Origin of the sequence: Chlorogloeopsis sp. ULAP01, assembly GCF_030381805.1 — a bacterium.
In the GTDB taxonomy this organism is placed as follows: Bacteria; Cyanobacteriota; Cyanobacteriia; order Cyanobacteriales; family Nostocaceae; genus Chlorogloeopsis.
Window position 1 is genome coordinate 332,419 of record NZ_JAUDRH010000005.1, and the last position, 13,241, is coordinate 345,659.

17 protein-coding genes are annotated in these 13,241 nt (G+C 41.5%); 9 read left to right on the top strand and 8 right to left on the bottom strand.

The window, feature by feature from the left end; genetic code table 11:
- The first annotated feature begins 327 nt into the window (after positions 1-327).
- On the top strand, positions 328-777 hold the full coding sequence (locus QUB80_RS12085) for a response regulator (RefSeq protein ID WP_289789742.1): 450 nt from the start codon (positions 328-330) through the stop codon (positions 775-777).
- 132 nt (positions 778-909) lie between these two features.
- Here QUB80_RS12085 and glpD read toward each other — a convergent pair whose 3' ends face one another.
- The 6 genes from glpD to QUB80_RS12115 form a co-directional block, all read right to left on the bottom strand.
- Positions 910-2,589 carry a glycerol-3-phosphate dehydrogenase gene (glpD, locus tag QUB80_RS12090; RefSeq protein WP_289789743.1) on the bottom strand — a complete coding sequence of 560 codons (1,680 nt, stop codon included), beginning with the start codon at positions 2,587-2,589 and terminating at the stop codon, positions 910-912.
- 116 nt (positions 2,590-2,705) lie between these two features.
- The gene (locus tag QUB80_RS12095; protein ID WP_289789744.1) at positions 2,706-3,611 is read right to left on the bottom strand and encodes a S66 peptidase family protein; all 906 of its coding nucleotides are present in this window, start codon (positions 3,609-3,611) and stop codon (positions 2,706-2,708) included.
- On the bottom strand, positions 3,611-4,690 hold the full coding sequence (locus QUB80_RS12100) for a glycosyltransferase family 4 protein (protein WP_289789745.1): 1,080 nt from the start codon (positions 4,688-4,690) through the stop codon (positions 3,611-3,613). The genes QUB80_RS12095 and QUB80_RS12100 overlap by 1 nt, the downstream gene beginning before the upstream one ends.
- A gap of 80 nt (positions 4,691-4,770) precedes the next feature.
- Positions 4,771-4,914: a hypothetical protein gene (locus QUB80_RS12105; RefSeq protein WP_289789746.1), complete on the bottom strand. Its 144-nt coding sequence runs from the start codon at positions 4,912-4,914 to the stop codon at positions 4,771-4,773.
- A complete protein-coding gene (locus QUB80_RS12110; protein WP_289789747.1) occupies positions 4,889-5,194 on the bottom strand; it encodes a DUF3303 domain-containing protein in 306 nt (101 codons plus the stop codon). The genes QUB80_RS12105 and QUB80_RS12110 overlap by 26 nt, the downstream gene beginning before the upstream one ends.
- A 409-nt stretch (positions 5,195-5,603) precedes the next feature.
- Complete coding sequence (locus QUB80_RS12115; RefSeq protein WP_289789748.1) at positions 5,604-6,338, bottom strand: helix-turn-helix domain-containing protein; 735 nt, start codon at positions 6,336-6,338, stop codon at positions 5,604-5,606.
- 702 nt (positions 6,339-7,040) lie between these two features.
- Here QUB80_RS12115 and QUB80_RS12120 point away from each other — a divergent pair.
- The 7 genes from QUB80_RS12120 (at position 7,041) to QUB80_RS12150 (ending at position 11,086) form a co-directional block, all read left to right on the top strand.
- Positions 7,041-7,661, top strand: a complete 621-nt coding sequence (locus QUB80_RS12120) for a hypothetical protein (RefSeq protein WP_289789749.1) — start codon at positions 7,041-7,043, stop codon at positions 7,659-7,661.
- A 27-nt stretch (positions 7,662-7,688) separates the two neighbouring features.
- Positions 7,689-8,069: a hypothetical protein gene (locus QUB80_RS12125; RefSeq protein WP_289789750.1), complete on the top strand. Its 381-nt coding sequence runs from the start codon at positions 7,689-7,691 to the stop codon at positions 8,067-8,069.
- Between the two features lie 160 nt (positions 8,070-8,229).
- On the top strand, positions 8,230-8,583 hold the full coding sequence (locus QUB80_RS12130; protein ID WP_289789751.1) for a hypothetical protein: 354 nt from the start codon (positions 8,230-8,232) through the stop codon (positions 8,581-8,583).
- A gap of 158 nt (positions 8,584-8,741) precedes the next feature.
- On the top strand, positions 8,742-9,293 hold the full coding sequence (locus QUB80_RS12135) for a 1,2-dihydroxy-3-keto-5-methylthiopentene dioxygenase (protein ID WP_289789752.1): 552 nt from the start codon (positions 8,742-8,744) through the stop codon (positions 9,291-9,293).
- 24 nt (positions 9,294-9,317) lie between these two features.
- Positions 9,318-9,965: an HAD-IB family phosphatase gene (locus tag QUB80_RS12140; RefSeq protein WP_289789753.1), complete on the top strand. Its 648-nt coding sequence runs from the start codon at positions 9,318-9,320 to the stop codon at positions 9,963-9,965.
- The gene (mtnB, locus tag QUB80_RS12145; protein WP_289789754.1) at positions 9,958-10,587 is read left to right on the top strand and encodes a methylthioribulose 1-phosphate dehydratase; all 630 of its coding nucleotides are present in this window, start codon (positions 9,958-9,960) and stop codon (positions 10,585-10,587) included. Before QUB80_RS12140 ends, mtnB begins: the two co-directional genes overlap by 8 nt.
- A 208-nt stretch (positions 10,588-10,795) precedes the next feature.
- A complete protein-coding gene (locus tag QUB80_RS12150) occupies positions 10,796-11,086 on the top strand; it encodes a putative quinol monooxygenase (RefSeq protein ID WP_289789755.1) in 291 nt (96 codons plus the stop codon).
- A 318-nt stretch (positions 11,087-11,404) separates the two neighbouring features.
- Here the strand turns inward: QUB80_RS12150 and infC are convergent, their stop codons facing one another.
- A complete protein-coding gene (infC, locus tag QUB80_RS12155; RefSeq protein WP_336622320.1) occupies positions 11,405-11,899 on the bottom strand; it encodes a translation initiation factor IF-3 in 495 nt (164 codons plus the stop codon).
- Between the two features lie 126 nt (positions 11,900-12,025).
- Positions 12,026-12,214 (bottom strand): helix-turn-helix domain-containing protein, encoded by a 189-nt coding sequence (locus QUB80_RS12160; RefSeq protein WP_289789756.1) that lies wholly within the window; start codon positions 12,212-12,214, stop codon positions 12,026-12,028.
- Positions 12,215-12,454: 240 nt separating this feature from the next.
- Between QUB80_RS12160 and QUB80_RS12165 the strand changes: the two genes are divergently transcribed.
- A complete protein-coding gene (locus QUB80_RS12165) occupies positions 12,455-13,222 on the top strand; it encodes a class II glutamine amidotransferase (protein ID WP_289789757.1) in 768 nt (255 codons plus the stop codon).
- Positions 13,223-13,241 lie beyond the last annotated feature (19 nt).

Consider the following 13,241-nt stretch of genomic DNA (forward strand, 5'->3'; position numbering starts at 1 on the left):
CTAAGGAGGTAATTATTTTAAGAAAAGTAATTGTCTCGGAGGAAATAAGACCAACACCACAGAAAACTGATTTAATGAAACTTAGTGAAATTTATATACCAATGCGGTTCACTTAAGCCTACAGGGCGCCTTCCCGTAGGGTAGCCTGAAACTATCAGAACCAAGCCTGCTTTCGTTAGGCTTAGTCTGTTTAGCCGCACCTTTTCAGGTGTTGGCTACCGTTATACTGAACTGTATTGCTTTATATGCCCACTAGGTAGCCAGCTCCAACTAGCTCCTAGCAGGACTTCCCCCTAATTGAGTAAGCAACTAGGAGGCAGTATTATCGTGTCAGACGACCATAAAGATTATCATCTCAAAGATGATAGAAAAGATTTTCAATCTTTGGATGGTTTGCGCATACTTGTAGTAGACGACGATGAAGATACCCGTACCTTCATCACTTTTGTTCTTGAAGAAAATAGCGCTCAGGTAACAACCGCAGCATCAGCCCTAGAAGCTTTAAAAGTAATAAAACAATTTCAACCACATCTTGTAATTACCGATCTTGCCATGCCAGAAGTTGACGGCTACTCATTACTTAGTCAAATCCGAACTCTTAATCCGCCTCTGGGAAATATTCCTGCTATTGCAGTAACAGCCATTGATTTACAAAAAGAGAGCTATTTTCATCTTCAGTGTGGGTTTCAAGGTTACCTACTGAAGCCTGTAGATCCCACAGATTTGGTAATTGAAATAGTAAAACTTATTCAGCAGCCAAATTTTACTGAGAAGTAGCCTTCATGAACTGCACACACTAAAAAGGTACTAGGTACTGGTAACTGGGGACTAGGTAAGAAAGGTTCAAGCCAGTCAATTACAAGAAAATCCCACAAACCTTGCCATGAAAATCTCTTTCTCTGTACCCTGTCACCCTCCGGGTTTGCCAGTCCCCTGTTGATAATCGGGAATACAATTTTGTTGGACGTAAGTATAATAATCTTCTACTTGGCGATCGCAATCCTGGAAATTCCAGCCACAGTGCTTAGTTAGTGTTTCAGTCATTACAGGTAGTAAGTCTAAGCCATAATTACTCAGCATTGCCACAGATGTGCGGCGACGGGCAATATCTACCAATGTTTGCGCTAGTTCTGAATTTACAGCATAGACAATCTGGGCTTTAATATCTGGTAGCTCAGGCGTAATCACTTCAGCTAATTCAGATGAGCAATCTGTCAAGGCTAAAACCTCTATCGCTCTTGCTCCGTAAATTGAAAATAAGTGATGAATTGAACTGGGTGGAATCACATCCCTATAGTCATCAAGGGCTTTTTTCAGGCGAGAATCATTGGGTAATATCGCTCCCGGTAAGGGTTGAGTCTGAGTTGAGCAAGCAGGAGCTTTTTCACCTAGTTTTTGATAAACTACATCAACTATTTCTTCCGCAACTTGGCGATAAGTTGTGAGTTTACCACCAATCAAAGAAATTAGATTAACAATTCCTGTTGGTGTGCGATCGCAAAGAATATGCTTGCGCGTGATTTTTCCTGGTTGTTTGCCCTCTTCCCAAGGTAAAGGACGAACACCAGAATAAGTAAACTTCACATCCTGACGAGACAACCCAGCAATAGGAATAACACGATTGGTTTCATTAAGCAGATAGTCAATCTCATCGTTATCAGCCTTGATTTGATCGAGATTGCCTTGAAAGTGCTTATCCGTAGTTCCAATTAAATATTTACCCAACCAAGGAATAATAAAGAAAGGACGCCCATCCGTTTTCGCTTCTACATACAATGCAGTTATGGGTGCGCCAGCAAAGGGATCGACAATAATATGACTACCTTTAGTCGGGCCGATTTTTTTACTTTCACTCCTGCTTGATGTTAACCCATTTGCGGTAATCGATTCTAAGATTTGGTCTACCCAAGGCCCAGATGTATTGACAACTACAGCTCGATCGCTCAGTTTCACTTTGACTTCTTCACCTGTAAAGCGATCGCAACAGCTAAGACTATCAATTCTATTTCCCTGTTGAAGCAGCTGCTTGACTTGCACGTAATTCAGCACCGTGGCTCCTGCTGCTTGGGCGGAAAGGATATTTTCCAGGCATAGCCTTTCAGCATAAGCGACTTGGCAATCGTAATATTGAACACCACCACATAAACCCTCAGCATCAAGTTCGGGAAATAACTGCTGAAACTTCCGCTTTGGTAGCATCCTGTGAGATAACAAAGACTTATCGAAGCTCAAGATATCGTAAAGGAGCATCCCAGCTTGAATTTTCCAGTAAGGGCGAGAGCGATCGCGATAAATCGGAATCGTCAGTAGCAGTGGTTTTACTAAATGGGGTGCTATGTGCAAAAGAATTTCCCGCTCTCGTAAAGATTCACGCACCAAGGAAAATTCAAAAGTCTCTAGATAGCGTAATCCCCCATGAATTAATCGAGTTGACCAGCTTGTCGAACCACTGCTAAAATCATTCTTCTCAATCAAGAGCGTATTAAGTCCCCGCAGTGCTGCATCTCGCACTACACCAGCTCCATTAATTCCGCCACCAATTATTACTAAGTCATACGTGTTATCACTTGTAGCCTGCAAATTATTCATAACAAGCCTTTAAAAACTAATCACCTGCATAGGCAGCGCACCATCGGCTATAAATAAGACAAATAAGTCAATCCTCTTCCCTTCTGCCATCTGCCCTCTGCCCTCTGCCTTATTTCTTAAAAGATATCCAATATTCCCCGATCGCCATCTAGAGTTGCTTGCACACCTACTGGTAAAGCTGCATTTGGTGCTTCATGACCAAAAGGTAAATCGGAGACAATAGGAATACCTAAATCACCCAAGCGATCGCGCAACACTTCCTCTACACTAAAGCTAGGTACATTTGGTGGCGCTTCACACCTGCTAAAGCTCCCCAAGGCAATACCACGGGCTTTAGACAAAACACCGCTCATCCGCCATTGTGTCAACATCCTATCAATGCGATAAGGAGCCTCTGTAACATCCTCAAAGGCAAGAATTATACCGTCCATATTTGGTTGGATAGGTGTAGCAAAAAGATGGGTAGCGACAGTTAAATTTGCTGGTAACAGAATGCCACTAGCAACACCGCCTCCCCAACCACAACCTTTTAAAGGAGCAAGGGGACGCCCTTCTACCCAATCAAATAAGCGTTGCAGCGACCAATCTGGTTCATCGGCTATTGTAGTCAATAAAGGAGCATGAACACCAGAAATCCCTGCTTGATAAAGACTCCACAACAAAGCAGTGATGTCAGAAAAGCCAATTAGCCACTTGGGAGAAGACGCGGAGAAACTCTCCCTCCCCTTATCCTCTTCCAAAATCCGGGTGCTGCCAAAACCACCTCTAGCACAAAGAATGCCCCGACATTCTGGATCTTGCCATGCAGATACTAAATGATCGCGGCGATTTTCATCTTTACCTGCCAGATATCCCCATTTGACATCTATCTCTGGAATGATTTCTACCTTGTAACCACGCGATCGCCAAATATCTACTCCGCGTTGAAATGCCCCCAATTCTCGTAAAGCACCACTAGGAGCAATAACTCTGAGCAAGTCTCCTGGTTGGAGGGGTGGTGGAATAATAATTTGGGATGGCATTAAAAAATAATCTCCTTGAACCATTTTTCAAAGCGATCGCCTAGTGCTACGAGAGAAAATTTTTCCTCAGCCTGCTGGCGACAAGTGTGACGGTTGATTTCGGCAATACGTTGTGTTGCATTTACTAACCCAGCAACGCTATCAGGTTCTACCAAAAATCCAGTTTTGCCATCTTGGACTATTTCTGCTGGGCCACCGCGACTGTAGGATATAACTGGAACTCCACAAGCAAGCGCTTCTATAGCCACATTGCCAAATGCTTCTACCCAGCGCGGTGTCATTAATAAAGCTTGACACTCGCGGACTATCTGTTGCAACTGCGCAGTTGGTAAAAATCCCAGATATTCAAAAGGGGCATTGGGGAAATCCCGACGAATTTGCTGCCAGTATAATTCATCCTGAATTTTACCCATAATCTTTAGTGGAATTTTAGTAGTTTCTGCTACAGCTACTGCATCTTCCAAAGCTTTTTCTGGGGAAATACGACCTAACCAAGCTAATTGTTGTTTTGGTTCAGCACAAAATTGATACAGAGATAAATCAATACCGCTACTTAAATAGTATATGGGTGGGGTGATCTCAGGAAAAGTCGCCGCTTGTGAAGGAGTGTAAAAGCCAAGTGTACCGGGAAATTGCTTTGATATGTGGATGATAATTTGGTCGAGAGCATTAGACAAAGAGCCCATGCTGACAAAATGGGCGATCGGGCATTTGAAAAAAGGTGTCAAGTAAAAAGGCAACCAATCGTAAGCAAAATTTACAATCAAATCGTAGTTATCCTGAACTCGACGAGCATAGTCCCACATATTGGCCAACACAGAATTTTCTGGCATAGTGATGGGATCTGTGCGTTTCAGACTTTGGGCAATGATTTGTAAATTACCGGGAATTTGTATGATTGGTAACGAATTCCATGTGGAACCTGCTGGGGCGACGATTTGCAGTTGATGCCCTCGCCGGATCATCTCTTGGGCAATATTATACACGCTTAATTCCACACCGCCACCAAGTCCTGTACCAAGAGGCCCAACGGAAGTGGAAACAAATAGTAATTTTAGAGATTGGATAGAAGCACTCATCAGCTGTGTGAGGAGGTAAAACCACAAAGACACTAAAGCATAAAGTTAAGGCAAAATAAATATCGGAGTTGGTTTGAAGGTTACTGGTGGATGGCGATCGCTCCAAGAATTTTTTTGGGTGCTTGTTGCATAACTTTTACTTCTTCATCACTCAGGTGATCGCCGAAATACTCTGCAATTCCTTTTGCTGTGAAGAAATTACAAGTGGTTGAGCAGTGGCTCAACAACTTCTTGGGTTTCTTTACTACTCAATACCGGAACAATTTCAAAAGTTGCTCCTGAACCACGCCACTTCAAAATCCATTCTTGAATTAAGCGTAAGTCGTCACACTCCATCAACTGAAAACATCGGCTAAAATTCGGCTCCACCCAGCTATCAAGATACTTTAGTCCTTCAGGAAACATCCTACCTTCATCCCGAATGCGTTTATAGATTGGTAGCATATCATTGTCTTTAAATCGCTCAACAATCATGAACAGCATTTGATAGTCCTTCAGTTTCAATCAACTTGCCCAATCTTACTCGGACTAGTGGACACTTGATTCAACTGAGAGGTTTTTGATATGACACTATTTAATAGGTGCTCGTCTCACTGAAGCTGATTCTGATAAGCCGCTTGCTCTTACAAGTTCGTCTGAGATTACCAAACTCATGGTTAGCTCTCTAACTCTTAAATCTACTGCCTAAATCTTAGAGTCAAAACAAGGGTAGGTTAGGCTATGTGACAAGTCTAGCTTTTACAATCTGGCAATATAGACTAAAAAGTGGTTGTGACAAAACTGACTCATAAGAATCTATTGAGCTAGCCAATACTTTCCAACAAAGGTGTACAGTTGTGGCATCATTCAATGTCGTACAAATGCGATCGCCTGCAATAACTTCAACACTCCTTACCCATACCGCCTAATACGCCTACGAGATCGAAGCTCTCAATTTTTCCAAGTGCGAGATCGGAGCATAACTCTGGCTATCTTCTGCCAGCAACTTACCAACTTGCAAAACAACCTCGGCATTGTCTAAAACCAGCAGAAAATCATCAGAAGATAAATATTGAAGTAAACATCCGATCTGAATTTTTGGTTGCTGTTGGTTTGGCAACAAAGGGACAAGTTCAATAACAAGACTAGCTAATGGTTCAGTATGAGGGAGCGATCGCCCCCTTGCACCATCAAACTCATTTTCTATTGGTTCTATCAACTTTACAGCCCAAGAAGATTGTTCTACTTCCGTCAAAGCTACAAATGCGACGAATCTGCATTTTCCTTGGCGGAGCAATTGTTTGAGCGTGCCGAATTCTTGAGTACGTCTAGACAAAGCCGAAGTTTCAACTAGCTCGCAAACATCTAGTCGTTTTTGTGCATCCCCAACGTTGAGCAATTCTTGAGCCTGTTGATATCGCTCCAAAGCTTGTCGAAAGTTCTTTTTAGTAATTTTCTCTCCTAAAGCTTGAGAGAGCACATTCCATAATAATGAGCCTACATCCTTCTTAATATAGTCAAGACAGTAGCCGCGATCGTTGGCAAACTGCTCGTATGTTTTGTTTTGAAATGACGCTTTCAATAAATCAGCTTGTAAATCACTAAGATGTTTGCCAGTAGATTTATAGATGACTTTATCAGCAATATCGAATAACTCTTGAGTATTCATCGAATACAACTCATCAAATAATTTTTTAGACAATTAGAATTGTTCAACTGAGAAAATCTCAGCCGATGTTAATTGTTGAATTTGGTTAACTAAAAGTTTTTTATTTCAAACTAAGAAAGATTTTTAAAGTATGATGTCACACTCAAACCTACAGCTATCAAACGCTTTTCACCACACTTTTTAAACCTCCACCAGTTAAAAACCTGATTTTAATGATTTTTGCAAATATACTAAGACGTAGATTCGCGAATAATATTCGGGCAATCCTTTCAAAATCTTGCTTCAGTATATTCTCTAAATAAGAGCATACTGAGTATTGAATGTTTTATTTCCGTCTTTGTCTTCTCTTCAACATTTCCTTATTCTTCTTTTAAACAAACATCTTAATCATCTCAATCACTTGAGTACAGAGATAGATTTAGCTACACATAACTTCACGCATTGATCCCACCTAATCCCCCAAAACCCCCCTCGTATTTTTGCGTGGTTTTTAGGAATATCAAATTGTACTCAACAACGCACACAAAACCATCATCCAACTCAATCAATACAAATCACAATGACTGATACCATTTCACTTTTTGAGTGATTCATATTCAACCCCTCCCAACCTCCCCTTAGTAAGGGGAGGTGCCGTAGGCGGTGGGGTACATCCGTATCAGCCTTTTCGTGAAATAGTATGACTTGATTTAAAAAACTCAAATGCTTAAAAAAGCTTTCACAAAACTCACTCACCACTCATTACTATGTCTGCTCGTAGTAGTCGGCATCAATGCAGAAGCCCAAGCCCAAACTGTCACTAACTCTGTCAATTCCCAATCTCAACCCAATCAAGAACAAACACTTGATAACCAGCAACGCAACTCCGCCGCCATTCATCAAACCGGAGTTTATAACGTTGGGGAATCGGCAACATACAAAATTCAAGGCGTCGCCGGAATCCAAGTTGTTTGCCCTCGCCCATCCTTAATTCTAGGAACTTCCTTTAGTTCCTTTGATGGCATCAGCTTCTCGCAAAATGCTTCTTATGGTTTAAACGCTGCTTTTGTCATTCCTCTGGGCGGAAGACTAGAGAGTACCTGCAAAAGCATGGCAGAAACCATTGCTCGTAAGACTCAATATGATTTAGAGATTATCAATGCTCGTGCTTGTGCTGAACTCATCGGTGCTGGCATCCAATTAACCCCTGAAAGTTTTCCAACTATATATGGAGTCTGTAAAGGGGTGACTATAACCAGAAATAATACAAATGAACCTAATAAACAGTCTACGAGGTTCCAGCCTCAGCCATTACCAATATTTGAGGCTGAAAAAGATAACTAATTCTCATTTCACAAAAAGGATACACCCATGAAGAAAGTTCTTGGCTTGGCAATTCTGGCTGCTTTTTTTGCTACCCCTGCTTTGGCTGGTGAAACTTTTGTTCGTAACGAGTGGACAAATAGCCACACCACAACAAAAACTAACTTAAATCTTGATTCTAAAACCTATTCTACTCGGAATGAAAAATACGAATCTTGGGCTGACAAGATTTATGTAGATGGTGATGTAGACGTTAAATATACTTGGGGTGGTAAAGAAGTAGCATTTGATGATTTCACCGTTCACACTGCTGGTTCTTCTTTGTATGGTAACTACCATGAAAGTAATTACACTAAAGTTTATGGAACGATTCATAGCATTATGAATTCATATAGTAATGCGCATGAAACCACAGCAGGTGTTCGTTAATCTTCAGACTGTTTGATGTCAATTGAAAACGTTCTAGGGTGGATATTCCACCCTTTTTTCAATGAAATATTTAATATTTTTATCTATTGCACTGTCGGGATGGATTGCTTTTATCTATTCCCATAAAGACTTTTTCCTGAATCAATTTCCGAGCTTGTATATGAACTCTATGTTCAAAATACCTCATCAACATCCCGAAGGAAATATACATCAGCAAACGGGTTTCCAGTCTAATCACATTAAGCAAGACTTATATAATTCTATTTCTACAGGCATGACTTATGCTGAAGTTCGTTCGATTATTGGCTGGGATGGTGTTCTGATTTATCAAAATGAGATTAATTTTGCTGGTGGAAGGATTCGCGAGAAAATTTACCAGTGGAATAATTATGATGTTTATTCGAGTGATAATGAATCTCAAACAATAGATGATCCGAATCCGTACTGGAGTATCACGCTACAATTCCAAAATGATATTCTCATTCATAAAGCATCTTTTAACCTTGACCCTTAGGCTTTAAGCTGTAATTTGGCTGTACTCAAAACCTATTAACAATCGATGAAAAATCGCTCGTTGCTGGTAAGACCGTATTAATCACACTACTGTCCTATGAATATACTACTAAATTGAGCGAGATACCGTATAATGTTCATCTATGCAGGAGGTCAATTATGGCTATATTACAGCTAGAAGATGGCAAGATATACACTGATCTGAAGGATATTACTCGCGAGCTTGCATCCTTAAATATCCAACTCAATCGCTGGTCTGTAGGAGAAAACCCGCAGTTAAATCAGTTGTTGGCAAAAGATAGTCTTAATGAAGACGAAAAAGAACAAGTCCTAAAAGCATTAGATGGCTACTTTGAGCAAATGAAACAAACTGCTGGCTACGAATCTCGTGATTTGATTGTTCTACATCCACAAACACCAAATCTTGATGGGCTTTTAACAAAATTTGACAAAATTCATACTCATGCCGATGATGAAGTTCGCTACATCGTTGCCGGAGAAGCGATTTTTGGCTTTGTGCGTCCCGATCGCACTCAAGTAGAACTAACAGTGCAGCCAGAAGAGTATATTAATGTACCAGCAGGAACCGAACATTGGTTTCATCTCACACCAGCACGCCGAGTTAAAGCAATACGTTATTTTGCTGGTACAGAAGGATGGGTTCCTGAATATACAGGTACTCCCATTCGTATGCATCAGGTGGTAGCTTGAAAAATTTGGGTTGCAAGAGAGGAAGTGAAGAGAATTGTTTTTTGTGACTTTGATGGCACTATTACTGTAAAGGAAACCTTTGTTGCAGTTCTCAAGCATTTTGCGCCGCAACTTTCTGCGCAGCTGATACCCCATATGTATGCACGAGAGTTGACATTACGTGAAGGAGTGCGGCGAATTTTGGAATCAATCCCATCCTCTCGCTACCCTGAAGTTTTAGAATTTACACGGCGTGAAGCAATTCGTCCAGGATTTACAGAACTACTGGATTTTCTAGAAGCAGAAAAAGTGCCTTTAGTTGTAATTTCTGGCGGGCTGCGCGGGATGGTGGAGGTTGTTTTGGGTGAACTCATGCCACGCATTCATGCTCTTCATGCAGTTGATATAAATATTAGTAATGAATACTTCCAAGTCAACTCGGAATTTGAGGGTGGAACAGAACTAGTCGCCAAAGTACAAGTGATGGAAAAGTACTCGGTTGATGAGAAAATTGCTATTGGTGATTCTCTTACCGACTTAAATATGGCATTAGAAACACCGATAGTGTTTGCCCGCGATCGCCTTGCCCAATACTTAGAAGAACACCAAAAACCCTACATTCCCTGGCAAGACTTTTTGGAAGTGCGTGACTACTTAGCAAAATTGTGGAATTCAGTTTCAGCCCATGAATAGCCCAACCCTAACTGATGCCCGTCTAGAGTTAATCGCTGCTGCCCGTCACTTTTACCAACAAGGTTGGATGGTGGGAACTGCGGGTAATCTCTCTGCGCGTTTACCTGATGGTAGCTTCTGGATTACAGCCAGTGGAAAATCTAAAGGCGAATTAGCACCCGGTGATTTTGTTCGCATTTATCCAGATGGTAGGGTGGAAAAAGCTGCTGATAATTCCAAACCCTCTGCTGAAACTGCCATTCACCAGGTAATTTACAATCTTTTTCCTGAAGCTGTCAGTTGTTACCACATCCACTCGGTTGAAGCAAATCTGGTATCTCATTTTGCCCAAGCAGATGTTCTACCCCTGCCACCACTGGAAATGCTTAAAGGATTGGGAGTCTGGGAAGAAAGCCCAAATTGTGTAATGCCCGTATTCGCAAACCATCTACAGGTAAAGTTTATTGCAGATGAGATAGCACAGAGATTTAGTGTCACTCCCCCACAAGTGCCAGGCTTACTCATCCGTAATCACGGTGTGACAGTTTGGGCAACTTCTCCTACAGATGCTCGTAATTATATTGAGTTAGTGGAGTATATTTTTCGTTATATAGTTGCAGCCCATCGAGTAGGGATGATGTGAGATGCCAGATGTGGAAGGGGACAAGCAGAGTAATAAACAACCAACTACTAACTACTGTACGGGCGGTTTTAAAAGATAAATTCTCAGTTAACGGTAAGATTATCAGTAAAACCCGCACGGCAGTCGCTACAATCGGGGAAACCCGACGCCAGGTGCTACAACGCACTGGCTCCAAGGGCGCGCTGCCTCCCCTACTAACCACTAACCAATGACTACTCGCGTTGTTGCCCGTCTTATTGCTCTACCTGATCAAGTCGAAGCACTCAAAGCTGTGCTACTGGAATTAATTGAGCCTACTCGCCAAGAGAAAGGTTGTATAAAGTATGAATTATTACAAAACCAATCCACTCCAACAGACTTTACTTTTGTTGAAGAATGGGCTTCTAATGATGCTCTTGATGCTCATCTCGCCTCAGCTCATATTAGTAAGGCAGTAGCTCAACTAGATGGTTTAGTTGCGGCTGAACCAGATATTCGTCGCTATCAGCTTTTGGCATAGTATTGCGGAAAAAAGGCTTAAGAATCTCTTAGTGTCCGCAAATTCCATACAATGCCGTCATAATTGTGTCTCTCCAAACTTACACCAGCATGACAACAGCAAGCCCCTCAAGGTAAAGTCAACCTAGAGGGGCAATTTAGAAAGCAGCAAATCTATAAAATTTACTTTACGAGTGCATCACTCTTAGAATCTTGAGATTCAATCATAATGCCTAGATATTTCAGTTGCTGCCAACTCAGTCACTTTCTGCCAGCAATTTTTGAATAATTGTCAGTCGTTGCTCGCTTGGTTTCACTTAGCGATCGCACAAAGCTTTATTTAGGCAGGAATGACTTGAACAATTAGTGAGCGTTTATCAAGCGATTGTACTTTACCCACTGAACTGAGATCGCTGACAATGCGATCTAACAGTTTTCCCGCAGCATCGCGATATTGATGCTCTCGACCTCGTAAACGAATGGTAAACTTAACAGAATCGCCTTTACTCAACCACTGGGTAGCTTGAGTGATGCGTAAATTGTAATCGGCCGTACCTACGTTTGGACGAAACCGAACTTCCTTAACTGTAGGTCTAGAACTCTGACCCTGACGTTTTTTCTTTTGATACTGAAGCTTGCCGTAGTTGAGAATTTTCGCCACAGGAGCCTCTTTGCCTTCAGAGACTACTACTAAATCGAGATCTACGCTCTCGGCTAGCTGTAGAGCCTCACGGGTGTTGACAAGACCACGATTGTTATTCTCATGATCTATCAAGAAGACTTGAGGTGACTTGATTTGCGAGTTAATTAGTTGTTTTTGGACTACGATAGTTATTTCCTCTCAATTGTTCAACAGTTTGATTTGCAATTAATGCTAAGGTAACACAATGCTAACTATGAACATAGATGCGGACATAGTTAGCATATGTGATGCGTTAAAAATAATACTTCTTTGAGAAGCTTAAAGTCTGTAATCAGAGTTAGGACGATGCCTGACTTGATACGCTCTTAATGCAGCTTGAGCAATTATAGTTCTCCTATTTCTTCTAAAAACAGGGATTTGCCCTTTTTGCACAGCTACATACAAATCGCTCTGACTCATGCCCAAACGTCTTGCTGCCTCTGCCAGTGAAACACCTTGCATTTGCATACGCTGTTGCCTTCCTTGCAATCGTAATTAGATTGCTATCTAAATTAAATTGTAACTAATTATTGAAAAATATTAAAAATAATAAATAAAGTTTGCACAAACAAAGCAAAACCAGCGATCGCCAAATATTTTATTGCTCGCCTTAATAAACAAAGTAATCATTGCGCCAGACAGGTTGACGCATTCTAAAGTATCTTAAGACCACAGACAATTAGTCTAAAGTTCACAACCGCAACTACCATGTGTCAACTGCTGGGAATGAATTGCAATGTTCCGACGGATATTTGCTTTTCTTTTGAGGGCTTTTCGGCACGAGGAGGAAAAACTGACGATCATAGCGATGGTTGGGGCATTGCTTTTTTTGAAGGAAAAGGATGTCGGTTTTTTATAGATCCCAAATCCTCTGTCAGCTCTGCGATCGCAGATTTTGTGCGGCGCTATCCCATCCACTCTACCCACGTGATTGCCCATATCCGCAAAGCCACCCAAGGTGAAATTGCTTTAGAAAACTGCCATCCCTTCCGCCGCGAACTGTGGGGACAATACTGGGTGTTTGCCCACAACGGCGATTTACCGAATTTTTCTCCAGTTGGTATGCAGTTTTATCAAGCTGTGGGTAACACCGACAGTGAAAAAGCTTTCTGCTTAATTTTAGAAACTTTGCGAGAACGCTTTCCCTTCGGCAAGCCTCCTTTAGAAGAGTTATATCCAGTATTGCAAGAAATTACTGATAAACTGGCTTCTACAGGTATTTTTAACTATTTACTGACCAACGGCGAACACTTTTTTGCTCATTGCTCAACTAAACTCTGCTACATTGTTCGACAAGCACCCTTTGCTGCTGCCCATTTGATAGACGAAGATGTAACGGTAGATTTTCGGGAATTGACTACTCCCAGCGATCGCGTTGCCGTTATTGCTACTACTCCCCTGACTGACAACGAAGTATGGACACCGATCGCTCCAGGAGAATTGCTGGTATTTAAAGACGGTTTACCAATCAAGTAGAGAATTAAGCTGATATTAA